Genomic DNA, 23,502 nt, shown 5'->3' on the forward strand with positions numbered 1-23,502 from the left:
TTACTCTCCGCTCTGCTCATCACGATGTACGCCGGCGAAAGAGGCGTTGCCAAACGGACTCAGTACCAGCCCCTGAATATCGTGCCGGTACGCCTGCACGCGCAGTGAAGAGGCGAGCGGCAATACCGGCAGCTCCTGAGCAAGCAGCTGCTGTGCACGGTCATAGCTTTCAATCCGCGCGGAGAGCTGCTGAGAGAGCAGGGCGCGCTGCAGAGACTCATCGAACGCCGGGGAACACCAGTGAGCATAGTTGGTCTGGGAACGGATCGCCGCACAGCTGAGCAGCGGACGGAAGAAGCTATCAGGATCGTTGCTGTCGGTGGCCCAGCCGCTCAGGGTTAAATCGTGGTTCATCGCCATCAGCTGCGCTTCCTGAAAGCGGCCCTCAACCGGGGTGATAATAACGTTAACGCCGACCTGCGCCAGATCCGCCTGCAGCAGCTCGGCGGTTTTAAGCGGGCTGGGGTTCCAGGACATGGAGGTGGTTGGCACCACAAGACGCAGCGTCAGGTTTTCGATGCCGAGGGCTTTCAGCGCCGCGCGCGATTTGTCCGGATTATATTCCGTTACGCGGGCGTCGCTGTCATAGGCCCACGAGGCGCGCGGCAGGATAGACGCTGCAGTTTCCGCCGTGCCGTAATAAATGGACTCCATCAGGCGCTCATTATTGATTGCCAGCGCCAGCGCGTGCCGCACTTCAGGCCGGTCCAGCGGCGCTTTGCGGGTGTTAAACGCCAGATAAGCGATATTCATGCCGGGGCGCAGCGTCATGCGCAAACGCGGATCGTCGCGCAGGATCGAGAGCTGGCTCGCCGCCGGATAAGCCAGTACGTCACACTCGCCGGTCAGCAGTTTTGACAGACGGCCGGTGCCGCCAACGCCCAGGTCAATCACCACCTGCTGCAGGCGCGGTACGCCCTTCCAGTACCAGGGATTACGCGCCAGGCGCAGATACTGCCCGGTACGATACTCGCTCAGCTGATAGGGACCGGTGCCCACCGGTTCGCGATCCAGCTTCTCCTGCTGCCCTTTGGCATCCAGCTGCGCGGCATACTCCTGTGACAGTACCGGCGCGTAGTGGGTAGCGATATGCCATAAAAAAGAGGCGTCAGGCGCGTTCAGGCGGATCTCCACGGTATAGCGATCCAGCTTTTTGACGCTCTGGACGGAGTCGGCAAACTGCAGGCTGTCAAAATAGGGATAGCTGCCGCCGTTAACATTATGCCACGGATGATGCCGGTCAAACATCCGCGCAAAACTGAATACCACATCATCGGCGTTCAGCGTGCGGCGGGGCGTAAAGCTGGCGGTATGCTGGAAAGAGACATTCCGCCGCAGATGAAACCGGTAGGTTGCGCCGTTATCGCGCACTTCCCAGCTCTGCGCCAGATCGGGTATTAAACGATAAGTGTAAGGGTCAACGTCCAGCAGTCTGTCGTAGAGCTGCGCGGCCAGGGTATCAACCACCAGGCCGCTGCTGACCATCTGCGGGTTAAAAGTGTTAACGCTGCCGTTTACACAATAGACAAAGCCGGTCTGACGGATCGATTCCGCAGGCGCAGCAGACGCGCTCAAAGCGCTGAAACTCAGCAGCAGCGAGAAGAGAATTTTTAGCATAGAACTCAACGATTCTGAGGCAATAGCCAGAGTGTATCGCAAACCGGTAAGAGTTCCCAAACTCCCCCGCACGCCAGCAGCAATAACAGCCATATCGTCCAGAAAGCAGGCGCAGTAACTGTGTGGGAATGAGAAAAATTCTCAATAAAGCTTTACAGATGATAATAGGAATGATTATTATTCACCTGCGCTTCACCGGTGGCTCTGCCGGAGAAGAGCACGACATTGCTCACATTGCTTCCAGTATTATGTTGCCCGCCCTGTGCGGGCTTTTTTTCTTCCTGACTGGCGCGGCAGCTGTGTTGGCTGCGTTCAGCAGAACCGGTCACATACTGATGTATGCTCCCGGTCTCTGCTTCACTTGCCGCCTTGCTGCCACACCAGTCAGTTTGAAAAAAGGCTGTCTGGTCTGCGGCAGCTGCACTGGCCGCGTTCAGCAGAACCGGTCACATACTGATGTATGCTCCCGGTCCCTGCTTCACTTGCCGCCTTGCTGCCACCTTACTGCTCACTCTCATCCCGTACCTGAATATCATGCTTTTTCATCATTGCCCGCAGCTGATGATAGGTCACACCCAGCAGCCCGGCCGCGCGCCGCTGGTTAAACTTTGCCTGTTGCAGGCTCACTTCCAGCAGCGCGCGCTCCTGCTGATACTGCCACTGGCGCAAATCGAGCGGCAGCGCGGGCAGGGCTGCAGATTCGGCAGGGCGCTGCGGCTCTGCTGAATCTGTGGCACGTGAAGCAAACGGATTGATGATGATCGTGTCCAGCGGCTCTTCGGTGCTGCGGTGACGATACACGGAACGCTCCACGACATTCTTCAGTTCGCGCACGTTGCCGGGCCAGTGGTAAGCCAGCAGCTCCCGCTGCGCACGTTCGCTGAAGCCGGGAAACAGCGGCAGACGCAGCTCGCGACACATCTGAATAGCAAAATGCTCCGCCATAAGCAGAATATCGCTGCGTCGCTGGCGCAGCGGCGGCAGCTGCACCACATCAAAGGCGAGACGATCCAGCAGGTCCGCCCGGAATTTTCCGGCAGCAGCGAGCGCAGGCAGATCTTCATTGGTGGCGCAGACCAGGCGTACATTAACCTGCAGCGCGTGATTACCGCCAACGCGCTCCAGCTGGCCATATTCGATTACGCGCAGTAGCTTCTCCTGAACCAGCATTGGTGCGGTCGCCAGCTCATCAAGAAACAGCGTGCCGCCGTCGGCGCGCTCAAAGCGGCCAAGATGACGCTTCTGCGCGCCGGTAAAAGCGCCCGCCTCATGCCCGAAGAGTTCCGAGTCGAGCAGGCTCTCATTAAGCGCTGCACAGTTAAGCGAGATAAAAGGGCCCTGCCAGCGTTCAGACAGATAATGCAGCCGGCTGGCGATCAGCTCTTTACCGGTGCCGCGCTCACCAATGACCAGCACCGGTTTTTCCAGCGGTGCCAGCTGAGACACCTGCTCCAGCATCTCAAGAAAATTATTCGACTCGCCCAGCAGGTTATCGTTGCCATTAGCCATGATGAATTTCACCAACAGTTGTGTAATTTACTCATCCTGGCCTTTCGCAGCAGGAATGTAAACCCAGCGCACTCAATAAAATCAGTTACTTAAAAGTTGGCACGCATCTTGTAAGCACTACAGGCGTCCCGACCATATACATGACAATATTGAGGAACATCATTATGGGTATTTTTTCTCGTTTCGCTGACATCGTAAACGCTAACATTAACTCGCTGCTTGAGCGCGCAGAAGATCCGCAGAAACTGGTACGCCTGATGATTCAGGAAATGGAAGACACGCTGGTTGAGGTACGTTCAACTTCAGCGCGCGCGCTGGCTGAGAAAAAGCAGCTGCTGCGCCGTATTGAACAGGCTGAGGTCCAGCAGTCGGAGTGGCAGGAAAAAGCGGAGCTGGCTATCAGCAAAGAGAAAGAGGATCTGGCACGCTCTGCGCTGATTGAAAAACAGAAACTCACCGATCTGATTAGCCTGCTGCAGCAGGAATCAACGCAGGTGGATGAGACGCTGGAGCGAATGAAAGGCGAGATCGGCGAGCTGGAAAACAAGCTCGGCGAAACCCGCGCCCGCCAGCAGGCGCTGACGCTGCGCCATCAGGCGGCTTCCTCATCACGCGATGTTCGTCGTCAGCTCGACAGCGGCAAAATTGATGATGCGATGGCGCGCTTTGAGTCCTTTGAACGTCGTATCGACCATATGGAAGCTGAAGCGGAAAGCCAGCGCTTTGGTAAATCAAAAACGCTGGATCAGCAGTTTGCTGAGCTGAAAGCTGATGATGAAATCAGCCAGCAGCTTGCCGCATTGAAAGCCAGAATGAACCGCGGTGAGTGATTGCGTCCGGGCCCGTTTTCGGGTCCGGCTGAAACGGTGTAGATGATTAAGGAGAGTCAATGAGCGCACTTTTTCTTGCCATACCCCTGACGATTTTTGTGCTGTTTGTCGCACCCATCTGGTTATGGCTGCATTACAGCAACCGGCGCAGCGCAGGTGAACTGTCGAATAATGATATGCAGCGGCTGCAGCAGCTGACGCAGGAGGCGCAACGTATGCGCGAACGCGTTCAGGCGCTGGAAGCGATTCTTGATGCGGAGCATCCAAACTGGAGGCAGCCATGACAGGCGATCGCAAACTCTGGCGCATTCCGCAGCAGGGCAAAGTACGCGGCGTGTGTGCCGGCGTAGCGGAATATCTCGACATACCGGTGCGTCTGCTGCGCGTCATCGTCGTGCTGTCACTGTTCTTTGGCCTGTTTATGATCACCGTGACCGCCTATTTTATTCTCGGCTATGTGCTGGATGAGAAACCGGCCACGCTGCCGGATCAGAAGCAGCCAACGGCCCGTGAACTGCTGGATGAGCTGGCGCTGACCCTGAGCCAGGATGAGCGCAGCGTTCGCGATGTAGAGCGTTACGTGACCTCTGAAACCTTCAGCGTGCGCAGCCGTTTTCGTCAGCTCTGATCCCCGGACCCTCGCGGGTCCGCATCTCAACACATAAGGGGCTTTATGCACACTCAGCGAATGACTGCTCTGCGCCGTCGCGCAACGCCTGCGTTGAAGTCGGCCGGAAAATTCATCATTATCAGTGCGGTAACATATGGTCCCGGCGGGCTCGCCGGCTGGGCTGTTAAATCGGTGGCGCGCCGTCCGCTGCGCCTGTTGCTGGCGGCCGCCCTGGAACCGCTGCTGAGCAGGGCGTTTCGCCGTCTGTCAGCGCGATTCATCAGGGAGAACGATGAAAAAACTGCAAAATGAACTTGTCGCGTTGATGAACCGCGGCGTGGATCGTCATCTGCGCCTGGCGGTCACCGGACTGAGCCGCAGCGGCAAGACCGCGTTTATTACCTCGCTGGTCAATCAGCTGCTGAACGTCCATCACGGCGCGCGCCTGCCGCTGTTTTCAGTGGTACGCGAAGAGCGTTTACTTGGCGTCAAGCGCGTGCCGCAGCGCGAGCTCGGTACGCCGCGCTTTACCTATGATGAAGGGCTGGCTCAGCTCTACGGCGCGCCACCCGCATGGCCCACCCCAACGCGCGGCGTCAGCGAAATGTGCCTCGCGCTGCGCTACCGGCCTGATAACTCACTGCTGCGTCACTTCAAAGATACCGCCACGCTCTATCTTGAGATCGTTGACTATCCCGGTGAATGGCTGCTCGATCTGCCCATGCTGGCGCAGGATTATGTCAGCTGGTCGCGGCAGATGCGTGGGCTGCTGCAGGGCGACAGAGAGAAATGGTCAGCCCGCTGGCGTGAGCTCTGCCATAACCTCGATCCGCTGGCACCCGCTAATGAAAACCAGCTGGCAGAGATTGCCGCCGCCTGGACAGATTATCTGCACCACTGCAAAAGCCAGGGGCTGCACTTTATTCAGCCGGGCCGCTTTGTACTGCCGGGCGAGATGGCGGGCGCACCGGCGCTGCAGTTTTTCCCGTGGCCCGATGCGGATGAGCAGGCTGTGAGCAAACTGGCACAGGCGCCGGCCGGCAGTAATTTTGCCGTACTGCAGCAGCGGTATAACTACTACTGTTCGCACGTGGTGAAAGGCTTCTATAAAAATTATTTTCTGCGTTTTGACCGGCAAATTGTGCTGGTGGACTGTCTGCAGCCGCTGAACAGCGGGCCGCAGGCGTTTAATGATATGCGTCTGGCGCTGACTCAGCTCATGCAGAGTTTTCATTACGGTCAGCGGACCCTGTTCCGGCGCCTCTTCTCCCCGGTGATAGACAAGCTGCTGTTTGCCGCGACGAAAGCCGATCACATCACCGCCGATCAGCACGCCAATATGGTGTCGCTGCTGCAGCAGCTGGTACAGGATGCCTGGCAGAACGCCGCATTTGAAGGTATCAGCATGGATTGCCTCGGACTGGCCGCTATACAGGCTACCGAAAGCGGCCTGGTGGATCACCGGGGCGAAAAGCTGCCGGCACTGCGCGGTGAGCGGCTGACAGATGGTGAGCCGCTCACCGTTTATCCGGGTGAGGTGCCGCCCCGTTTGCCGGGGAACAGCTTCTGGCAGCAGCAGGGGTTTCAGTTTGAGCAATTCCGGCCGCAATCGCTGGATATAGATCGGCCTCTGCCGCATATCCGCATGGATGCCGCGCTGGAATTTTTACTGGGAGATAAATTGCGATGAGTGATGAGACGCCGTTAAAAGCGCGAATCGATTTTGCCCGTCCGCTCAGCAGCGATGCGCAGCCACCGCTGCGTGCTGCGCAGACTTTTGACGTAAAAACCGCCGATTTTGTCGCAGCGACCGGGGCAGATCGGCTGCCTGAAGGCGCCGGTGAAAAGATGGTGGAGGCGGCGCTGCGACCTAAACGCAGCCTGTGGCGTAAAATAGCCGCTGCGGGCGTGGCGGTGTTCACCGTGAGCGTGCTGGCTCAGGGCGTACAGTTTATGCACGATGCGTGGCAGGCGCGCGACTGGTTTGCCCTGGGCAGCGGGGCGGCAGGCGGGCTGATTGTGCTGGCTGGCGCCGGCGCACTGATTGCGGAGTGGCGGCGTCTGTGGCGGCTGCGCCAGCGCGCAGAATCGCGCGATGTGGCGCGTGACCTGCTGCAGAGTCACGGCATCGGCAAAGCACGCGCCTTTTGTGAAAATCTCGCGCAGCAGGCGCGGCTCGATCAGGCGCATCCGGCGCTGCAGCGCTGGTATGCCGCGCTGCATGAGACGCATAACGATCGCGAGATTGTCACGCTCTACGCACAGCTGGTGCAGCCGGTACTCGATCGCCAGGCGCGCAGTGAAATCAGCCGCCACGCCGCGGAATCGACCCTGATGATTGCCGTCAGCCCGCTGGCGCTGGTGGATATGGCGTTTATCGCCTGGCGTAATCTGCGGCTGGTGAATCGTATCGCCGCGATTTACGGCATCGAACTGGGTTATTTCAGCCGTATCCGTCTGTTTCGTCTGGTGCTGCTCAATATGGCCTTTGCCGGCGCGTCCGAACTGGTGCGCGAAGTGGGGATGGACTGGATGTCGCAGGATATCGCGGCGCGTCTTTCAGCCCGTGCCGCACAGGGTATCGGTGCCGGGTTGCTGACCGCGCGGCTGGGCATAAAAGCGATGGAGCTGTGCCGTCCGCTGCCGTGGCTGGAAGAGGATAAACCCCGCCTTGGCGACTTCCGCCGCGACCTGGTGAGTCAGCTTAAAACCTCGCTGGCAAAAGGCAGCTCCGCCTCAGAGCAGAGTGCTAAATAATCAACGTTCCTGTCACTTTCATTCTGCTACCATGCTAAAAGGCAACGTAAACGTTGCCTTTTTCGTTTCTTCCCGGCATAAGCAGCTCTGTCTGACCCGGCGAAAAGGGGAATCTGTGCTGCACTGTCAACTTTTCATGACACAGCCCTTCTGGGGTGCTGCAAGTTAGCGTATTATCTCTGAAATCAAAACCTGACTAAGGCTTACTGCCATGCGTTTGGAAGTTTTTTGTCATGACCGAATCGGTCTGGCGCGTGAACTGCTCGACCTGCTGGTCGCCCGCAATATCGATTTACGCGGCATCGAAATTGCCCCGCAGGGCCGCATCTATCTCAGCTTTTCTGCGCTGGAGTTTGACGCTTTCAGCAATTTGATGGCAGAGATCCGGCGCACGCCCGGCGTCACCGACGTGCGTACCGTGGCATATCTGCCCTCTGAGCGCGAACATCGCGCGCTCAGCGCGCTGCTGGTGGCGATGCCGGAGCCGGTCTTCTCTATCGATCTTAAAGGCAAAATTGAGCTGGCCAATCCGGCGGCGCAGCATCTGTTTGCGCTGGATGAGCAGAAAATCCGCAATCACAGCGTGGCGTCACTGATTGGCGGCGTTAATTTTCAGCGCTGGCTGGAGAGCGAACGGGTAGAGGCGCAGACCCAGCATGTGGTGATTCAGGGGCGTGACTTTCTGCTGGAAGCGCGACCCATCTACCTTGCAGACAGCGATGAGCAGGGCGATAACCCGGTGGGCGCAATGATCACGCTGAAGTCCACGGCGCGTATGGGACGTCAGCTGCAGAATCTCAGCGTCACGGATGAGTCCGAGTTTGACCATATCGTGGCGGTGACGCCTAAAATGCGTCAGGTCATTGAGCAGGCGCGTAAACTGGCGATGCACGATGCGCCGCTGCTGATTGTGGGCGATACCGGCACCGGCAAAGATATGCTGGCGCGCGCCTGCCACCTGCGCAGCGCACGCGGTAAAAAACCGTTTCTCGCGCTCAACTGCGGTTCGATTCCGGACGACGTGGCGGAGAGCGAGCTGTTTGGCCACGCGGCCGGCGCCTATCCCAACGCGCTGGAGGGGAAAAAGGGCTTTTTTGAGCAGGCCAGCGGCGGCTCGGTGCTGCTGGACGAAATCGGTGAGATGTCGCCGCGTATGCAGACCAAGCTGCTGCGTTTTCTCAACGACGGGACCTTTCGCCGCGTAGGCGAAGATCATGAAGTGCATGTTGATGTCCGGGTGATCTGCGCCACGCAAAAGAACCTGATTGAGATGGTACAGCGTGGGGAGTTCCGCGAGGATCTCTTTTACCGGCTCAACGTGCTGACGCTGAATCTGCCGCCGCTGCGCGAGCGTCCGCTTGATATTCTGCCGCTGACAGAGATGTTTGTGGCGCGTTTTGCCGATGAGCAGGGGCTGCCGCGCCCGCGCCTGTCACCGCAGCTGCTGCCGTTCCTGACGCGCTACAGCTGGCCGGGCAATGTCCGGCAGCTGAAAAACACGCTCTATCGGGCCATGACGCAGCTGGAAGGTTATGAGCTGCGTCCGCAGGATATCGTGCTGCCGGAGCAGGCGCTGGATGTGTCGCTGGGTGAAGAGGCGCTGGAGGGATCGCTGGATGAGATCACCGGCCGCTTTGAGCGTTCGGTACTGACCCGGCTCTATCTCTCCTATCCCAGCACGCGTAAGCTGGCCAAACGTCTGGGCGTATCGCACACGGCGATTGCCAATAAACTGCGTGAATATGGATTAGGGCAGAAGCGCGGAGAGAGCGAGTAGCTGCGCTGGCCTGTTCTGAACAGTAAAAACCGTCCCGTAAGGACGGTTTTTTTATGAGCAACTTACTTCAGCGCGGCCAGCGCTGCATCGTAATCGGGCTCTTCGGTGATCTCATTGACCAGCTGGCTGTAAAGCACCTTGTCATTCTCATCAAGCACCACTACCGCACGGGCGGTCAGGCCTTTTAGCGGGCCGTCAGAGATAGCGACGCCATAATTCTCTTTGAACTCAGAGCCGCGCATAGCGGAAAGCGTGACCACATTGGCGACGTTCTCCGCGCCGCAGAAGCGTGACTGGGCAAACGGCAGGTCAGCTGAAATGCAGAGCACTACGGTGTTGCTGGTATCACCGGAGCGCTCGTTAAACTTGCGAACCGAGGCGGCGCAGACGCCGGTATCGATACTCGGGAAGATGTTCAGCACTTTGCGCTTTCCGGCATAGTCTGCCAGCGAAACATCAGCCAGATCTTTAGTGACCAGCGTAAAAGGCTGCGCCTGCTCGCCTGCCTGCGGGAAGTGGCCGGCAACCGGAACAGGATTACCCTGAAAGTGAACGTTCTGTGACATACAATCTCCTTTTTAAATGAAAAGTCAGCGCAGCGCGCGACTTTACGAAAACCGTTAAAGTTTATGCCATAATTTTTAGGGGTTTACGATTACCTTTCTTACAATAATCGCTCAGCTTCACATCAGGCGCACAATTTTAAGGTGTAAAAATGAGAACAGTGAAGAGTTATCCTGAAGCCTGGCCACTGCATTCGCCGTTCGTTATCTCGCGCGGCAGCCGGACGGAAGCGCAGGTTGTGGTGGTGGAAATTGAAGAGAATGGTATTAAAGGCACCGGAGAAGCGACCCCGTATGCCCGTTATGGTGAGAGCGAGGCCTCAGTGCTGGCGCAGATTGCCGCTCAGCTGCCCGCGCTGCAGCAGGGCTTAACCCGAAGCGCGCTGCAGCAGGCGATGCCGGCGGGTGCGGCGCGCAATGCCATTGATTGTGCGCTCTGGGATCTGGAACGCCAGCAGCATGGGCAGACGTTGGCCGCGCTGTGCGATCGCCCTCTGGCCGGGCAGGTAGCCACGGCGCGCACCATCAGTATCGATACGCCGGAAGCGATGGCCAGCAGCGCGCTGGCGCTGTGGCAGCATGGTGCAAAGCTGCTCAAAGTGAAAATGGATAATCATCTGATCAGTGAGCGGCTGGTAGCGATCCGCAGCGCGGTGCCGGAAGCGACCCTGATTATCGACGCAAATGAATCCTGGGAAGCGGAAGGGCTGGCGGCACGCTGTCAGCTGCTGGCGGATCTCAATATTGCGATGCTGGAGCAGCCGCTGCCCGCCGGGCAGGATGCTGCGCTGGCAAATTTTGTCCATCCGCTGCCGATCTGCGCAGATGAGAGTTGCCATACGCGCGACAGCCTGGCGGAACTGGCGGGGCGCTACGAGATGATCAATATCAAGCTGGATAAAACCGGCGGCCTGACAGAGGCGCTGGCGCTGGCCGCTACCGCGCGTGAGCAGGGATTTACGCTGATGCTGGGCTGTATGCTCTGTACCTCGCGCGCTATCCGGGCCGCGCTGCCGCTGGTTTCACAGGCCGCCTTCACCGATCTGGATGGCCCGACCTGGCTGGCAGCAGATGTCGATCCCGCGCTCTCATTCAGCTATGGCACACTTAATGCGGCGCCTGCCAGCGCAGCAGATTAATCATCGCCTCAAGATAGCGTTCGGTCGCCTCATCAACGGAAATCGGCGGCATTTCCGCCGTAATGCAGAGTAGCCCCAGATCGGCGCACCAGCTGCCAAAAGAACCCGGCGTGGCGTATCCCACGCTGCTTACCACCGGCAATGCGGTCTGCTCACCCAGCCAGCGCGCCAGCGCGCTGTGATGGGGATCGTCGATACAGGCCAGCGGTTCATGCCATGAGACCACCCAGCGCGGCTGCAGCTGATGGATCAGCTGGCACAGCGCGCTGGTTTCGGGTTCGGAGGCGGGCTTCTCACCAGTAGAGAGCACCACATCGCGTGCGTCAGCGGCGCTGTTCCAGCGGTAGTGCGTATCGCCCCGCTGCCAGTTAGCGGCGGGAAAGTTACGGTTGAGATCGACGCCGCGCGCGTTGGCGCGCAGCCCGAGCTGACAGCCGTCCGGATTCACGGCCAGAATGACATGATGGCGGCGCAGGGAGGCTGGCAGCGTCCGCAGCGCGGCGGAAAGCGTGGCGATTGCGGCGTTCTCATCGCCGTGAGTGCCGGCGATGATCAGTCCGCTATCTTCATCAGCTGACTGCGCCGGAAACCAGAGCAGTGGGGCGCCGAGCGCCGAGCGACCATATTGCTGCCAGACCGCATCAAGCTGACCGCGCTGCGGTCGCGGGTGATGAAATGACATATCAGGCTCTCCTGTGAGCGGCTCTGCAAACGAGCGGGGCGCGCGCCTGTCCGGCACTACATTAACGGTAAACAGCAAAACGGGAAATAGCTACATACCAATCAGCAATTTGCGTTACAGTTGCCGGAGTTGCTGGCGACATTACGCACTTCAGGTCGCCCTTTTTTCTGTTAAGGAGTGATGATGAAGCCTCTGTTTTTCCCCACGGCGCTGGCGCTGATCGTCAGCAGCACGTTTTTTCCGGCTACTGCTGCTGAGATACCGGCGGGCGCGCAGCTCGCCAGCCAGCAGACAATTGTTCGCCACATCAAAGATGAACCCGCCTCGCTTGATCCCATGAAAGCCGTGGGATTGCCGGAAATTCAGGTCATGCGCGACCTGTTTGAAGGCCTCACCAGTCAGGATGCAAAAGGCCAGATTGTGCCCGGCGTCGCTGAGAGCTGGAGCAGTAATGACAATAAAATCTGGCTGTTTACGCTGCGCAAAGATGCGCGCTGGTCAGATGGCAGCCCGGTCACTGCGCAGGATTTTGTCTACAGCTGGCAGCGTCTGGTCGATCCGAAAAACAGTTCGCCTTTTGCCTGGTTTGCGGCGCTGAGCGGTATTGAAAATGCGGAAGCGATTACCAAAGGCAGCATGAGTCCGGAGAAACTGGGCGTAACGGCCACCGATGCCACCCATCTGAAAGTGACGCTGTCACGACCGGTGCCGTGGCTGCCAGCCATGATGGCCAACGCCGCGCTGTTTCCCGTGCCGCAAAAAGTTATCCAGGCTGAAGGTGACGCGTGGACCGCACCGGGCAAGCTGGTGGGAAATGGCGCCTATCAGTTACAAACGCGGGTCGTAAACGAAAAGATTGTTCTGGTGCGCAATAAACATTACTGGGACGACAAGCATTCAGTGCTGACGCAGGTGACCTTTCTGCCCATCAATGAGGAGTCCAGCGCCACCAAGCGCTATCGCGCCGGGGATATCGATATCACCGAATCATTCCCGAAAAATATGTTTGCGCTATTGAAAAAGAGTCTGCCGGGTGAGGTCTATACCCCTGACCAGCTCGGGACCTACTACTACGCCTTTAATACGCAGAAAGGACCGACGGCTGATGTGCGCGTGCGTAAAGCGCTTTCGTGGAGTATCGATCGCCGCATTATTGCGGAGAAGGTGCTGGGGACCGGCGAGAAGCCGGCGTGGCATTTCACTCCCGATGTGACGGCCGGTTTTACGTCACAGCAGAGCTATCTGCAGCAGCATAGCCAGCAGGAGCTGAATGCGCAGGCGAAAGCGCTGCTCGCGGCAGCGGGCTACGGTCCAGCTAAGCCGCTGCATCTGACGCTGCTCTATAACACCTCAGAAAGCCATCAGAAAATTGCTATCGCCGTCGCCTCAATGTGGAAAAAGACTCTGGGCGCAGAGGTTACGCTGCAAAACCAGGAGTGGAAAACCTATATCGACAGCCGCAACAGCGGGAATTTTGATGTGATCCGCGCCTCGTGGGTCGGTGATTATAACGAACCCTCTACCTTTCTCAGTCTGCTGACGGCCAGCCACAGCGGGAATATTGCGCGTTTCAACAGCGCGGAGTATGACGCGCTACTGGCGAAAGCGAGTACCGAAACCAGCGTGCAGGCGCGCAATGCAGATTACAACAAAGCGGAGCAGATCATTGCCGACCAGGCACCCATCGCACCGCTATATCAATATACAAACGGCCGCCTGATAAAACCGTGGGTAAAAGGCTATCCCATCACCAACCCGGAAGATGTGGCTTACAGCCGCGAGTTGTGGATTGAAAAGCACTGAGTACCTTGCGTCACGTTTGCATACACCGGCGCGATTGCAACTGAAAGGCGCGGCGCTAGACTGTAGCCTGTTGATTGAGAGCGTGGAGTGGGGACGTGAACGTTATTGAAGGGAAAGCATTACAGGTATCAGATGCCATTATTGCCTGTCAGTTTGATGGCAAAGGTGGCGTTATCGCGATTAAAGATGACGATATCATCCACTGCGAGCGCCACTGCTGGCTGCATCTGAATTACGCGCAGCGCCAGAGCGCGGAGTGGCTGCAGAATACGCCGCTGATCCCCGATGCCGTGCGCGATGCGCTGGCAGGCGACAGTATGCGGCCGCGCGTCACGCGGCTTGGCGACGGCTTTATGATTGTGCTGCGCAGCGTGAACCACAACGCCGACTCGCGTCCCGATCAGCTGGTGGCGATGCGCGTATTCATCAATGACAAACTGATCGTCTCTACGCGCCGCCGCAAAGTCAACGCGATAGATGAAGTGCTCAATGAGCTGCAGCATGGTAATGGCCCGGCAGACGGCGGCAGCTGGCTGGTGGATGTCTGCGACGCGCTGACCGATCACGCCAGCGAATTCATTGAAGATATGCATGACAAGATTATTGAGCTGGAAGATGCGCTGATGGATCAGCAGGTGCCGGCCAGAGGCGAGCTGGCGCTGCTGCGCAAGCAGCTGATCGTCATGCGCCGCTATATGGCACCGCAGCGTGATGTCTATGCGCGACTGGCCAGCGAGAAACTCCCGTGGATGAGTGACGACGACCGGCGACGCATGCAGGACGTGGCGGACCGTCTGGGCCGCGGCCTGGACGATCTCAACGCCGGCGTGGCGCGCACCGGCATCCTCGCTGACGAGGTCGCCTCGCTGCTGGCGGAGTCGATGAACCGCCGGACGTATACCATGTCACTGATGGCGATGATTTTTCTGCCTGCGACCTTTCTTACCGGACTGTTTGGCGTCAACCTCGGTGGCATTCCGGGCGGTAACTGGCAGCACGGTTTTCTGCTGTTTTGTCTGATCCTGCTGCTGATGGTCGGGGGCGTGGCGGTATGGCTGAAAAAACGCAAATGGCTGTAGCAAAAGCGGGAAAAGCTGATCGATATCAACTCACCCTGCGGAAAATCGCGGCACACTCTCTTTCGCAGGTGAATGCAACGTCAGGCGATGGGCGTTGTACTCCATATTGTCTTACTTCCTGTTTGCGAATTACTGCATAGCACAGTTAATTCCTCTGACACCGGCCCCAGGGCCGGTTTTTTTTATGCTGGCTTGTTCAGCAAAGCTTTCCTACGCTTAAAGTACGTTCCGCAACAGGAGAAAGCGATGCAAGCTATCCACGCCAGTGAACCGATCCCAACCGACCCGGTGCCGATTCCGGAGCCTGTTCCGCAGCCGCAGCCCATTCCGGAGCCGGAGCCGCCGCACGATCCCGATGTGCCACCCATCAGCGATCCGCCGCCGCATCAATAAAAAAAGGCGCGTTCCCGCCGGGATACGCGCCTTTGTAGTTCTCAGCAGAACGACTTTATCTCTAATACATCCAGCCGCAGCTCCGCGGTGGCTGCTGCATCCTCATCCGGTTTCCAGCCCGCGGGCTGCATCGGCAGCGTTTCGCGATCGAAGCCAATATCACCACCATCAACCACTTCATCGCCATGGCGGATGCCTTTGAAATCGAACAGGCTGATATCCGCCATATGCGAAGGCACAATGTTCTGCATGGCGCTGAACATGGTTTCAATGCGGCCCGGAAAACGTTTATCCCAGTCGCGCAGCATATCGGCCACCACCTGACGCTGCAGGTTGGGCTGCGAACCGCACAGGTTGCAGGGGATAATCGGGTACTGGCGCGCTTCAGCAAAGCGGATAATATCTTTTTCACGGCAGTAGGCGAGAGGGCGGATAACAATATGCTTGCCGTCATCACTCATCAGCTTGGGCGGCATGCCTTTCATTTTGCCGCCGTAGAACATATTAAGAAACAGCGTCTGCAGGATATCGTCGCGATGATGGCCGAGCGCAATTTTAGTACAGCCCAGTTCGCTGGCGGTGCGATAGAGAATACCGCGACGCAGACGCGAGCAGAGTGAGCAGGTGGTTTTGCCTTCCGGGATCTTCTCTTTAACAATAGAGTAAGTATCTTCGGTGACAATTTTATACTCCACGCCCAGCGTCTCAAGATAAGCGGGCAGAATATGCGCCGGGAAGCCGGGCTGCTTCTGATCGAGATTGACCGCCACCAGCGAAAAATTCACCGGCGCGCTCTGCTGCAGGCTGCGCAGGATCTCCAGCATGGTATAGCTGTCTTTACCGCCTGAGAGACAGACCATGATGCGGTCGCCTTCTTCAATCATGTTGAAGTCAGCAATCGCTTCGCCGACGTTGCGGCGCAGGCGCTTCTGCAGTTTATTGAAGTTGTATTGCTCTTTTTTTGTTACGTCTTGATTTTCTGACATTATTTTCACGCTTGAGAGTGCCGGCGAACAGAACAGGCGGCTGAAACCCGCATTGGCGGTCATAAACCTGTAGTTATGGATGCGTATGGTACGGATTGCGCGCGCGAATACCAGCCTCGCGTGAACGCTTTTAATCTGTTGCCGCATCCGTGGCTAATAATTTTGCTCTGTCTGCGCCTCTATACCATCTCCAGTGACTGCACCCCTTTAATATCCATGACCTTCTCATAAAGGCTGTGGCGCGGTGCCCGGCGGGAGAGTGTGACCTCTACGCTGAGTTCACACAGGCCGCTCTCTTCGTCACGGTTGACCACCGCGATATGCCCGTAGCGGATCCCTTCACGCTGCAGCACCAGTAACACCAGCGGGACGCTTTTGGCTTTCAGATGCACGATCAGCGTATGATGGCGGCCAATCAGCCAGTGGCTGAGGCGGCGAAAAACCTCCAGCACGACCAGCGCCAGCAGCGTGCCATAAATGCCAATTTCATACATGCCGCTACCGATAACCAGACCGATGGCGGCGGTAACCCAGAGGCCCGCTGCGGTAGTCAGGCCTTTTACGATCTGCTTCTGAATAATGATGGTACCGGCCCCGAGAAAGCCCATACCGCTGACGACCTGCGCCGCGATGCGGCTGGGATCAAGACCCACATGGTCGCTGCTGAGCATATCGGCAAAGCCATATTTCGAGACCAGCATAAACAGGGCGCTGCCGATCCCCACCAGAATATGGGTACGCAGACCCGCCTCTTTTGCCCGCATCTGACGCTCAAGTCCGATAAGCCCGCCGAGAACGCCGGCCAGCGCGATGCGTAACAGCATATCGGTTAACATAATTTCCCCTGAGCAATTGAAATAACGGATTATTTTAGAAGATAACCGGCAAAAATCTTCTCTTCAGGATAATTCTGCTTGCAATGAAAGGTCTGAAATTTTGTAAAAAGCTATGTCCGCACTCGATTCGCAGCAGAGGCTGTCATATGCTGTGAGCACTTTTCGTCCCCTGTCCCCGGAGTCCGACTAATGAAAGCTGCCTCTTTACTGCTGGCTGGTGCAGCACTGCTGCTCTCCGCCTGCAGCAGTACCCCTGATAACGAACCGCCGCAGCAGGCGACCGCGGCTCACGTCCAGCCGCACGTCGTGATGTCCGCGATGGCAGAAAGCAGCTGCAGCGGTGCCGGGGGCACGCTGGCATTTTCCCGCCAGCTGGATGGTTCACGTATCGGCATGTGTCAGCTGTCAAACGGCCGCCGCTGCGATGAACAGGCGCTGATAGGTGGCACGTGCGCCCGCTGATGCGGGCGCACCATTTCAGGGCTTAACCCGGTTCGGGCACGCTTCGCCTTGATCGAGCTGCTGCAGATTACCCAGCGTGGTTTCTGAGATGGCGGTCAGGGCTTCTGCGGTCAGAAACGCCTGATGTCCGGTAAACAGCACGTTGTGGCAGGCAGAGAGGCGGCGGAAAATGTCGTCCTGAATAACGTCGTTCGATTTGTCCTCAAAAAACAGATCGCGTTCATTTTCATAGACGTCCATTCCCAGCGACCCGATCTTCTGCTGTTTTAGCGCTTCAATAGCCGCCTGCGAATCGATCAGGCCGCCGCGGCTGGTATTGATGATCATCACGCCATCTTTCATTTCGCTGAACGCCTGCGCGTTAAGCATATGATGATTTTCCGGCGTCATCGGGCAGTGCAGCGTAATCACATCCGAGCGGGCAAACAGCGTTTTCAGATCGACATATTCTGCACCCAGCTCAAGCGCAGCGTCGCTCGGGTAGGGATCACAGGCCAGCAGCTTCATGCCAAATCCTTTCAGGATCCGCAGCGTAGCCACACCGATTTTCCCCGTACCGACCACGCCTGCGGTTTTATTGTGCATGTTGAAGCCGGTCAGGCCATCAAGCGAAAAGTTTGCGTCACGGGTGCGCTGATAAGCGCGATGAATGCGGCGATTCAGCGCCAACATCATACCCACCGTGTGTTCCGCCACCGCTTCCGGGGAGTAGGCGGGCACGCGTACGACCTCCATGCCCAGCTCAGCAGCCGCCTGCAGATCGACGTTATTGAATCCGGCACAGCGCAGGGCAATATACTTAATGCCCAATGCCGCCAGCTCTTCCAGTACCGCTCTGCCGCAGTCGTCATTTACGAAAATACAGACCGCGTCACAGCCGGCAGCATTTTTTGCCGTATCCTCGCTGAGCAGGAAATCAAAGAACACCAGCTCAAATCCAAAACGGGCGTTGACCTGTTCAAAATATTTCTGGTCATAGTGCTTGGTGCTGTAAACCGCAACTTTCATTGTTTCGCTCCTGAAAAAATGCCATGTCGGTATCATTAAAGGATAACGGTTTCTGCGCGACTTTGCTTTTCTTCACGCAGCAGGCCAGGCTAACACCTTCATTTGCGAATGATTACGTGCCATCATTTCGGCAGGAAAATATAAACAACAGGATAGTTACCCGCCATGACGCGTGGCCTTCGCCGACTACTTGCCGCCTTGCTGGCGCTGATTCTGCTGCTGCTGGGCCTGCTGCTGACGCTGACGCAGTGGCTGCCACGGCTGGCCGGTATCTGGCTGCCGGATGAGACGCGCATCGAAATTGAGGGCAGGCCGGGCTGGCAGCAGGGCGCAGTGACGTTGCCGCAGCTGCGTTACCTGACGGGCAGCTGTACGCTGGCTAAGGTTGAGCAGGTGGCGCTGGGCCGCTCACAGCAGCGCTGGCAGCTTAGCGCACAGCGCGTCACGCTTAACAGCGCCTGCTGGCAGTCGCTGCCGCCGCAGCCAGCTTCTGCCGTACCGCGTACGCTGGCCGACTGGCAGCAGCGCCTGCCGGGGGCCGATGTACATATCGGCAGGCTGGCCGTCCTGCCGTGGCAGCACTATGCCGGTGAACTCGATCTCACGCTTGCACCGGAACAGCAGCAGCTGCGCTATCGCGGCGATAATCTCAGCCTGAACGCACGCCTGCAGGGCCAGACGCTGACGGTCGACTCTCTTAAGTTACAACATTCTTTTCTGACACAACCGCTGACGTTACATGGCAGCGTAGCGCTGCCCACATTTGCGGATGGCTTGCCAGTAACCGGCGCACTGCAGAGTGAGCTAAGCGTGGCTCAGTGGCCGCAGCCGCTGACGCTGGATCTGCAGTGGCAGCAGCAGCAGGGTAAGCTGATCGTTCAGGAGCAGGGCGATGAGACACCGCTGCTTGAGCTGCCGTGGCAGAGCGACCGCGATACGTTTCAGATCGCCGACGGGCGCTGGCGCTGGCCTCTGGCTAGTCAGATGCTGTCAGGCGGCGTGGGGCTGACCCTGACCGGATGGCAGCAGGGGATGGACAACCTGCGCGTGCAGGGGCGGCTGAATCTGCTGACGCAGGGGCGCGGCGGTAAAGGTAATGTGGTATTGAGCGTAGGGCCGGGACCGCTGCGCGTAACGGATAACGCGCTGCCGCTGCGCATTACCGGCGAGAGTAAATTTGCCGGGCTGCAGCTCTATGGCAGCCTGCCCGGCGAGCTGCGCGGTGCACTCAGCGCGCCGACGCTGACGTTCCAGCCAGGCGCACTGCTGCGCCTGCGCGGCCAGCTGCTGGATCTCCCTGAAGTGGATGAAGCGCGCTGGCCCCTGGCGGGTGTTTCACTTTCAGCGCAGGGCATTGATGGCCGGCTGCAGGCGATTCTGACGGCGCATAAGCGCGACTATGGTCACTTTACGCTGCATCTGGATGGCCGCGCTGCCGCGTTCTGGCCAGACAGCGGCAGCTGGCGCTGGCGCTACTGGGGCGACGGCAAACTGCAGCCGTTTAACGCAGAGTGGGATGTTACAGGCACCGGCAGCTGGCTGGATCAGCGTATTACGCTGGATACGCTCAATACCGGCCTGAATCAGCTGGCGTGGGGGCCGGTGCAGATTGACCGGCCGCGTATCCGGCTCACTGCGCCGCTGCGCTGGCAGCGGGATAGCACGCAGCCCGGTTTTGCAGGCAGTTTTCGTCTTGATGCGGGGCAAACGCACTTCAGCTACGGCGGCTGGCTGCCGCCTGCAGGGCTGACGTTTGATGTGAAAGGTCGCGATCCGGCACGGTTTTTATGGCGTGGTGAACTGCGCGCTGAAGATATCGGCCCGCTGCGCGTGCACGGGCGCTGGGATGGTGAGCGGCTACGCGGGGAGGCCTGGTGGCCGGCACAGTCGCTGCGCGTGTTCCAGCCGCTGCTCAGCAGCGACTTAAAAATGCGTATCCGCAGCGGTGAGCTGCGGGCGCAGGTCGCGTTTTCAGCCGGAGCCAGTCAGGCATTTCAGGCTGGCGGCTTCTTTGCGGTTCAGCAGGGTAGCCTGCAGCTGCCGGACAGTGACATCAACGGCATCGACTTTGCGCTGCCGTTTCGCTATCGCGCTCAGCAGTGGCAGCTGGGACGGCGCGGACCGGTTTCGCTGCGTATCCGCGAGGTTAACAATCAGTTTGCGCTGCAGAATATCACGGCCGATCTGCAGGGTTACTATCCCTGGCAGGAGAGACAGCCGCTTACCCTGAGTAACGTGACGCTCGATTTACTGGGCGGGCACGTCAGTATGCCGGCGCTGCGCATGCCGCAGCGCGAAGCGGCCAGGATTTCGCTGCGCCAGATCGATCTCAGCCGGCTGGTGACGGCACTCAAGCCCAAACAGTTTGCTATGTCGGGTAAGGTTAACGGTGAGCTGCCGCTCTGGCTCAGTAATCCGCAGTGGCTGATCAGAAATGGCTGGATTGCTAACAGCGGGCCGCTCACGTTTCGGCTGGATAAGGATACGGCAGACGCGATTGTAAAAGACAATGTCGCCGCCGGGGCAGCGCTGAGCTGGCTGCGTTATCTGGAGATTTCACGCTCCTGGGCCACACTCGATCTGGATAATACCGGTAATCTGGTGATGCAGTCGCAGGTCACCGGCGTCAGCCAGTTCAGCAACCGGCGCCAGACAATCAATCTCAACTATCGTCATCAGGAGAATCTGTTCCAGCTATGGCGCAGCCTGCGCTTTGGCGATAATTTACAATCCTGGGTGGAGCAGAACGCCACCCTGCCATCAAAGAGGGATCCCTGATGATGAGGTTAAGAGGTGCGCTGCTGGCAGGCAGCGTTGTGCTGGCAGGATGCGTACCGCGGATTGAAGTGGCCGCTCCTGATGCGCCGATTACGATAAATATGAACGTGAAAATTGAACATGAGATCCACATCAAGGTGGATAAAGATGTCGAGGCGCTGCTGCAGAATCAGAGCGGGCTGTTCTGATGGCCCGCAACCGAACAATACGCGCCGTTGCGCTGCTGCTGGTTTTGCTGGCCGGGTCTGCCCATGCGCTGACGCTTGATGAGGCGCGGCAGCAGGGGCGGGTCGGGGAAACGCTGAGCGGCTATGTTGCTGCACGGCAGCAGGATGAGGTCACGCTGGCGCTGGTGAGTCGTATCAATGAGGGCCGCCGGATGGCGTATCAGCGCATTGCCGGGGAAAACAAACTCACAACCAGCGACGTCGCGCGGATTGCCGGAGAGAAGCTGGTGAGCCGGGCCAGCGCAGGGGAATATGTGCGCGGCATCAACGGCCAGTGGCTGCAGAAGTAACCGGTGGCGGGAGGCTCAGCGCTTTCCCGCCACCGGGTGTGGCTTGCGAAGGATCTGCTGCTGTCAGGCATTACGCTGCACTGCTGGTACGTAAGCCTGCCAGCGCCGGCTGCCCTTCAAGCAGCGCGGCACGCATTTCGTTACGGTCGAAGCTGTGGCGTGTACCATAAATATTTCTTTTGTCATTGTGTATATCATTAAACAGTTTTGAATAGGCGTCATTAACCATCCTCCGGGTTATTGACTGTACTGAGTTAGCACGCTGGCGCCCACTTAAGCTCTGCGAATTACGACGTAAGGTTGCGGAGGTTGCGTTTTTACTTCCAATGTCTTCCTCTACCCGACTGACGCGCTGCTGCATAGTCGGTACGCCATATTTTATATTGTGCCCGATAGTGTTATTTTTTGATAGCGTGAAAAATATGGCGTTAGCGCCTGAATTAACCGCATAGCGATTAGCCTGATCGCATAGCTTACGCAGATCGATTTCTTTATTTTCTTTTTCTGCCTGATCAATGATGTCACTTATAGCATTAAATATTAGCTCCTGTTTTGCTGCGTTATAAAGAAAGAGAGCATTGGAAGGACTATTGTCATATGCGTTTATTATTTCAGTCATTGATTTACAGCCTTCAGATTTGGTTCTGGCGGTATTTTCAAAGTGTGCTATTTTTTCGCTCTGTTGCTGCCGGAATGTATCTGTCAGTGACGAAATATAACTTTTTATCGATGACCAGAACTGCGCAAATTGATGCTTAATTTGGGTTAGCAATGAGGGCGCGCCTTTATGCCCGGCTGTAGTTTTTGCCTGAGTAGTGACAGGGTCAGGTTTTGCTTCTGCCAGAGAAGATGCTGACACACTCGGTCGGGCGATAGAGATATCCTGTACTCTCGCAACTGGCGCTGCTACAGCCGTCGCTATAACCGGTGCAGCGATAGGGCGTGTTACGGAAGAAGATGGCGTGCGGTTGCCCGTACTATGAAGTTTTTCAAAAGCTGATGTCAGCTGCGAAACCTTCTTTTTAGCTTCAATTACAGCGATTTCGCGTGTGTTTTTAACATTGGCATTCAACTGTGCGTCATAGTTACCCGTTCTTTTAATGGGCATCTCAAACATTTTAATCTTGTCGCTCACACCCGAAAAAGAGTTAACGGTTGCAGTTTGTCCGGGCAGCGTATCGCTTACATGGATATAGCATAACAGTAAGGCCATATTATTCTCCTGGTAAAAAAATTATTATTTGAGTAAAAGTTCAAATGTAGTTACAGCCTGCACGGCTGGATTTGATTGCGGATTAATCGTGCCACGTTACTGGTGAGAAAACTTTCGTATTTCGATTTTTATTAAAAGTCGGGCGGTGCTGCGCTTTAATTAAAATGCGGGCGCGGGTTGTCAGTAACAGGGTTGAAATCGTAAAGCAGAATGAGAGAGTGATACTGCAGTGTAAATTAAAAAAGCGGGCAGCCGCCGGGAAGCAGAGATATATTGACGTTAAAATAAAAAACCGGGCGCTCAGGCCCGGTAAAATGAAGCAGAATATCTTTTTTTATTAATCAGGCAGAGACGCGCTGTTTAATCGCATCTTTCGCATCAGTGGTCGCTTTGGTTGCCACTTCCGGACCGTAGGCGATCCCTTCGGCAAACACAAACTCAACGTCAGTGATACCGATAAAGCCAAGGAACAGCTTCACATACGGCGTCAGCAGATCGGTTGGGGTATCTTTGTGGATACCGCCACGGCTGCTCAGGATCACCGCACGTTTGCCTTTAACCAGACCTTCCGGACCCGCTTCGGTGTAGCGGAAAGTCACGCCCGCGCGGGCAATCAGGTCAAAGTAGTTTTTCAGCTGCGTCGGGATGTTGAAATTGTACATCGGTGCCGCAATAACAATGGTGTCATGCGCCTGCAGCTCAGCGATCAGCGCATCAGAGAGCGCCAGCGCCTCCTGCTGACGTGGAGAAAGTGGCGCATCTGAAGGACGCAGAGCACCCACCAGTTCACCATCCAGTACCGGTACCGGATCGGCAGCCAGGTCGCGTACGGTTACGCTGTCGCCGTTGGCGCGCGCTTCTTCAGCGTAAAAATCAGCCAGCTGACCTGACTGTGAATAACCGGCAAGGATACTGGACTTCAGAATTAATACGTGGCTCATAA

24 protein-coding genes are annotated in these 23,502 nt (G+C 57.3%); 15 read left to right on the plus strand and 9 right to left on the minus strand.

The genetic code is table 11. From position 1 onward, the window contains the following. The gene (sapA, locus tag FS690_RS02970; RefSeq protein ID WP_104085009.1) at positions 1-1,617 is read right to left on the minus strand and encodes an ABC transporter substrate-binding protein SapA; all 1,617 of its coding nucleotides are present in this window, start codon (positions 1,615-1,617) and stop codon (positions 1-3) included. A gap of 501 nt (positions 1,618-2,118) precedes the next feature. Next, positions 2,119-3,126: a phage shock protein operon transcriptional activator gene (gene pspF, locus FS690_RS02980; RefSeq protein ID WP_145339050.1), complete on the minus strand. Its 1,008-nt coding sequence runs from the start codon at positions 3,124-3,126 to the stop codon at positions 2,119-2,121. Between the two features lie 164 nt (positions 3,127-3,290). Here pspF and pspA point away from each other — a divergent pair, with 164 nt between their 5' ends. The 7 genes from pspA to tyrR all read left to right on the plus strand — a co-directional run bounded on the left by pspA (position 3,291) and on the right by tyrR (position 9,100). Beyond that, on the plus strand, positions 3,291-3,956 hold the full coding sequence (pspA, locus tag FS690_RS02985) for a phage shock protein PspA (RefSeq protein ID WP_071668851.1): 666 nt from the start codon (positions 3,291-3,293) through the stop codon (positions 3,954-3,956). Between the two features lie 59 nt (positions 3,957-4,015). Next, positions 4,016-4,240 carry an envelope stress response membrane protein PspB gene (gene pspB, locus FS690_RS02990; protein WP_039384488.1) on the plus strand — a complete coding sequence of 75 codons (225 nt, stop codon included), beginning with the start codon at positions 4,016-4,018 and terminating at the stop codon, positions 4,238-4,240. Continuing rightward, complete coding sequence (gene pspC, locus FS690_RS02995) at positions 4,237-4,584, plus strand: envelope stress response membrane protein PspC (RefSeq protein ID WP_039384486.1); 348 nt, start codon at positions 4,237-4,239, stop codon at positions 4,582-4,584. The genes pspB and pspC overlap by 4 nt, the downstream gene beginning before the upstream one ends. Positions 4,585-4,629: 45 nt before the next feature. Further along, positions 4,630-4,878: a phage shock protein PspD gene (gene pspD, locus FS690_RS03000; RefSeq protein ID WP_039384485.1), complete on the plus strand. Its 249-nt coding sequence runs from the start codon at positions 4,630-4,632 to the stop codon at positions 4,876-4,878. After that, on the plus strand, positions 4,859-6,256 hold the full coding sequence (locus FS690_RS03005; protein WP_039384484.1) for a YcjX family protein: 1,398 nt from the start codon (positions 4,859-4,861) through the stop codon (positions 6,254-6,256). The genes pspD and FS690_RS03005 overlap by 20 nt, the downstream gene beginning before the upstream one ends. Continuing rightward, the gene (locus FS690_RS03010; RefSeq protein WP_145339051.1) at positions 6,253-7,323 is read left to right on the plus strand and encodes a YcjF family protein; all 1,071 of its coding nucleotides are present in this window, start codon (positions 6,253-6,255) and stop codon (positions 7,321-7,323) included. The genes FS690_RS03005 and FS690_RS03010 overlap by 4 nt, the downstream gene beginning before the upstream one ends. A 211-nt stretch (positions 7,324-7,534) precedes the next feature. Beyond that, positions 7,535-9,100: a transcriptional regulator TyrR gene (gene tyrR, locus FS690_RS03015; RefSeq protein WP_104085005.1), complete on the plus strand. Its 1,566-nt coding sequence runs from the start codon at positions 7,535-7,537 to the stop codon at positions 9,098-9,100. A gap of 62 nt (positions 9,101-9,162) precedes the next feature. Here the strand turns inward: tyrR and tpx are convergent, their stop codons facing one another. After that, complete coding sequence (gene tpx, locus FS690_RS03020; RefSeq protein WP_039384481.1) at positions 9,163-9,666, minus strand: thiol peroxidase; 504 nt, start codon at positions 9,664-9,666, stop codon at positions 9,163-9,165. 149 nt (positions 9,667-9,815) lie between these two features. Here tpx and ycjG point away from each other — a divergent pair, with 149 nt between their 5' ends. Next, positions 9,816-10,802 carry an L-Ala-D/L-Glu epimerase gene (gene ycjG / locus FS690_RS03025; RefSeq protein ID WP_039384480.1) on the plus strand — a complete coding sequence of 329 codons (987 nt, stop codon included), beginning with the start codon at positions 9,816-9,818 and terminating at the stop codon, positions 10,800-10,802. On the opposite strand, the gene mpaA is transcribed toward ycjG, so the two are convergent. Next, complete coding sequence (mpaA, locus tag FS690_RS03030) at positions 10,771-11,484, minus strand: murein tripeptide amidase MpaA (protein ID WP_145339052.1); 714 nt, start codon at positions 11,482-11,484, stop codon at positions 10,771-10,773. The genes ycjG and mpaA overlap by 32 nt on opposite strands. 183 nt (positions 11,485-11,667) lie before the next feature. Between mpaA and FS690_RS03035 the strand changes: the two genes are divergently transcribed. The 3 genes from FS690_RS03035 to FS690_RS18325 all read left to right on the plus strand — a co-directional run bounded on the left by FS690_RS03035 (position 11,668) and on the right by FS690_RS18325 (position 14,759). Continuing rightward, on the plus strand, positions 11,668-13,287 hold the full coding sequence (locus FS690_RS03035) for an ABC transporter substrate-binding protein (RefSeq protein WP_145339327.1): 1,620 nt from the start codon (positions 11,668-11,670) through the stop codon (positions 13,285-13,287). 95 nt (positions 13,288-13,382) lie between these two features. Next, the gene (zntB, locus tag FS690_RS03040; protein WP_039384477.1) at positions 13,383-14,366 is read left to right on the plus strand and encodes a zinc transporter ZntB; all 984 of its coding nucleotides are present in this window, start codon (positions 13,383-13,385) and stop codon (positions 14,364-14,366) included. 246 nt (positions 14,367-14,612) lie between these two features. Then, complete coding sequence (locus FS690_RS18325; protein WP_166713867.1) at positions 14,613-14,759, plus strand: hypothetical protein; 147 nt, start codon at positions 14,613-14,615, stop codon at positions 14,757-14,759. Between the two features lie 41 nt (positions 14,760-14,800). Here FS690_RS18325 and ttcA read toward each other — a convergent pair whose 3' ends face one another. After that, entirely contained in the window at positions 14,801-15,745 is a 945-nt protein-coding gene (gene ttcA / locus FS690_RS03045; RefSeq protein WP_145339053.1) for a tRNA 2-thiocytidine(32) synthetase TtcA, read from the minus strand. A 179-nt stretch (positions 15,746-15,924) separates the two neighbouring features. After that, entirely contained in the window at positions 15,925-16,581 is a 657-nt protein-coding gene (locus FS690_RS03050) for an MgtC/SapB family protein (protein ID WP_039384476.1), read from the minus strand. 189 nt (positions 16,582-16,770) lie between these two features. On the opposite strand from FS690_RS03050, the gene FS690_RS03055 reads away from it, so the two are divergent. Next, positions 16,771-17,043, plus strand: coding sequence for a DUF333 domain-containing protein (locus tag FS690_RS03055; protein ID WP_108569345.1), 273 nt, complete (start codon positions 16,771-16,773; stop codon positions 17,041-17,043). A gap of 15 nt (positions 17,044-17,058) precedes the next feature. Here the strand turns inward: FS690_RS03055 and FS690_RS03060 are convergent, their stop codons facing one another. Next, the gene (locus tag FS690_RS03060) at positions 17,059-18,051 is read right to left on the minus strand and encodes a 2-hydroxyacid dehydrogenase (protein WP_104085003.1); all 993 of its coding nucleotides are present in this window, start codon (positions 18,049-18,051) and stop codon (positions 17,059-17,061) included. Between the two features lie 165 nt (positions 18,052-18,216). Between FS690_RS03060 and FS690_RS03065 the strand changes: the two genes are divergently transcribed. From FS690_RS03065 to FS690_RS03075, 3 genes are read left to right on the plus strand one after another with little or no spacing between them, the layout of a single operon-like run. After that, positions 18,217-20,829, plus strand: coding sequence for a YdbH family protein (locus FS690_RS03065; protein ID WP_145339054.1), 2,613 nt, complete (start codon positions 18,217-18,219; stop codon positions 20,827-20,829). Positions 20,830-20,831: 2 nt separating this feature from the next. Then, the gene (locus FS690_RS03070) at positions 20,832-21,017 is read left to right on the plus strand and encodes a YnbE family lipoprotein (RefSeq protein ID WP_039385947.1); all 186 of its coding nucleotides are present in this window, start codon (positions 20,832-20,834) and stop codon (positions 21,015-21,017) included. Further along, positions 21,017-21,346 carry a YdbL family protein gene (locus tag FS690_RS03075; RefSeq protein WP_039384472.1) on the plus strand — a complete coding sequence of 110 codons (330 nt, stop codon included), beginning with the start codon at positions 21,017-21,019 and terminating at the stop codon, positions 21,344-21,346. The genes FS690_RS03070 and FS690_RS03075 overlap by 1 nt, the downstream gene beginning before the upstream one ends. A 70-nt stretch (positions 21,347-21,416) precedes the next feature. Here the strand turns inward: FS690_RS03075 and FS690_RS03080 are convergent, their stop codons facing one another. Both FS690_RS03080 and azoR read right to left on the minus strand, forming a co-directional pair. After that, on the minus strand, positions 21,417-22,559 hold the full coding sequence (locus FS690_RS03080; protein ID WP_145339055.1) for a hypothetical protein: 1,143 nt from the start codon (positions 22,557-22,559) through the stop codon (positions 21,417-21,419). Between the two features lie 341 nt (positions 22,560-22,900). Next, on the minus strand, positions 22,901-23,500 hold the full coding sequence (gene azoR / locus FS690_RS03085; RefSeq protein ID WP_145339056.1) for an FMN-dependent NADH-azoreductase: 600 nt from the start codon (positions 23,498-23,500) through the stop codon (positions 22,901-22,903). Positions 23,501-23,502 lie beyond the last annotated feature (2 nt).

The sequence above is a fragment of the Pantoea sp. PSNIH1 genome (genome assembly GCF_007680655.1).
In the GTDB taxonomy this organism is placed as follows: Bacteria; Pseudomonadota; Gammaproteobacteria; order Enterobacterales; family Enterobacteriaceae; genus Pantoea; species Pantoea eucrina.

Coding starts and splice junctions, on each gene's coding strand:
- pspA (WP_071668851.1), top strand. CDS start 3,291: ATGGGTATTTTTTCTCGTTTCGCTGACATCGTAAACGCTAACATTAAC.
- FS690_RS03075 (WP_039384472.1), top strand. CDS start 21,017: ATGGCCCGCAACCGAACAATACGCGCCGTTGCGCTGCTGCTGGTTTTG.
- tyrR (WP_104085005.1), top strand. CDS start 7,535: ATGCGTTTGGAAGTTTTTTGTCATGACCGAATCGGTCTGGCGCGTGAA.
- pspB (WP_039384488.1), top strand. CDS start 4,016: ATGAGCGCACTTTTTCTTGCCATACCCCTGACGATTTTTGTGCTGTTT.
- ttcA (WP_145339053.1), bottom strand. CDS start 15,745: ATGTCAGAAAATCAAGACGTAACAAAAAAAGAGCAATACAACTTCAAT.
- FS690_RS03050 (WP_039384476.1), bottom strand. CDS start 16,581: ATGTTAACCGATATGCTGTTACGCATCGCGCTGGCCGGCGTTCTCGGC.
- FS690_RS03005 (WP_039384484.1), top strand. CDS start 4,859: ATGAAAAAACTGCAAAATGAACTTGTCGCGTTGATGAACCGCGGCGTG.
- pspC (WP_039384486.1), top strand. CDS start 4,237: ATGACAGGCGATCGCAAACTCTGGCGCATTCCGCAGCAGGGCAAAGTA.
- FS690_RS03070 (WP_039385947.1), top strand. CDS start 20,832: ATGAGGTTAAGAGGTGCGCTGCTGGCAGGCAGCGTTGTGCTGGCAGGA.
- FS690_RS18325 (WP_166713867.1), top strand. CDS start 14,613: ATGCAAGCTATCCACGCCAGTGAACCGATCCCAACCGACCCGGTGCCG.
- azoR (WP_145339056.1), bottom strand. CDS start 23,500: ATGAGCCACGTATTAATTCTGAAGTCCAGTATCCTTGCCGGTTATTCA.
- FS690_RS03065 (WP_145339054.1), top strand. CDS start 18,217: ATGACGCGTGGCCTTCGCCGACTACTTGCCGCCTTGCTGGCGCTGATT.
- FS690_RS03055 (WP_108569345.1), top strand. CDS start 16,771: ATGAAAGCTGCCTCTTTACTGCTGGCTGGTGCAGCACTGCTGCTCTCC.
- FS690_RS03080 (WP_145339055.1), bottom strand. CDS start 22,559: ATGGCCTTACTGTTATGCTATATCCATGTAAGCGATACGCTGCCCGGA.
- sapA (WP_104085009.1), bottom strand. CDS start 1,617: ATGCTAAAAATTCTCTTCTCGCTGCTGCTGAGTTTCAGCGCTTTGAGC.
- mpaA (WP_145339052.1), bottom strand. CDS start 11,484: ATGTCATTTCATCACCCGCGACCGCAGCGCGGTCAGCTTGATGCGGTC.
- tpx (WP_039384481.1), bottom strand. CDS start 9,666: ATGTCACAGAACGTTCACTTTCAGGGTAATCCTGTTCCGGTTGCCGGC.
- FS690_RS03060 (WP_104085003.1), bottom strand. CDS start 18,051: ATGAAAGTTGCGGTTTACAGCACCAAGCACTATGACCAGAAATATTTT.
- pspF (WP_145339050.1), bottom strand. CDS start 3,126: ATGGCTAATGGCAACGATAACCTGCTGGGCGAGTCGAATAATTTTCTT.
- ycjG (WP_039384480.1), top strand. CDS start 9,816: ATGAGAACAGTGAAGAGTTATCCTGAAGCCTGGCCACTGCATTCGCCG.
- FS690_RS03035 (WP_145339327.1), top strand. CDS start 11,668: ATGAAGCCTCTGTTTTTCCCCACGGCGCTGGCGCTGATCGTCAGCAGC.
- FS690_RS03010 (WP_145339051.1), top strand. CDS start 6,253: ATGAGTGATGAGACGCCGTTAAAAGCGCGAATCGATTTTGCCCGTCCG.
- pspD (WP_039384485.1), top strand. CDS start 4,630: ATGCACACTCAGCGAATGACTGCTCTGCGCCGTCGCGCAACGCCTGCG.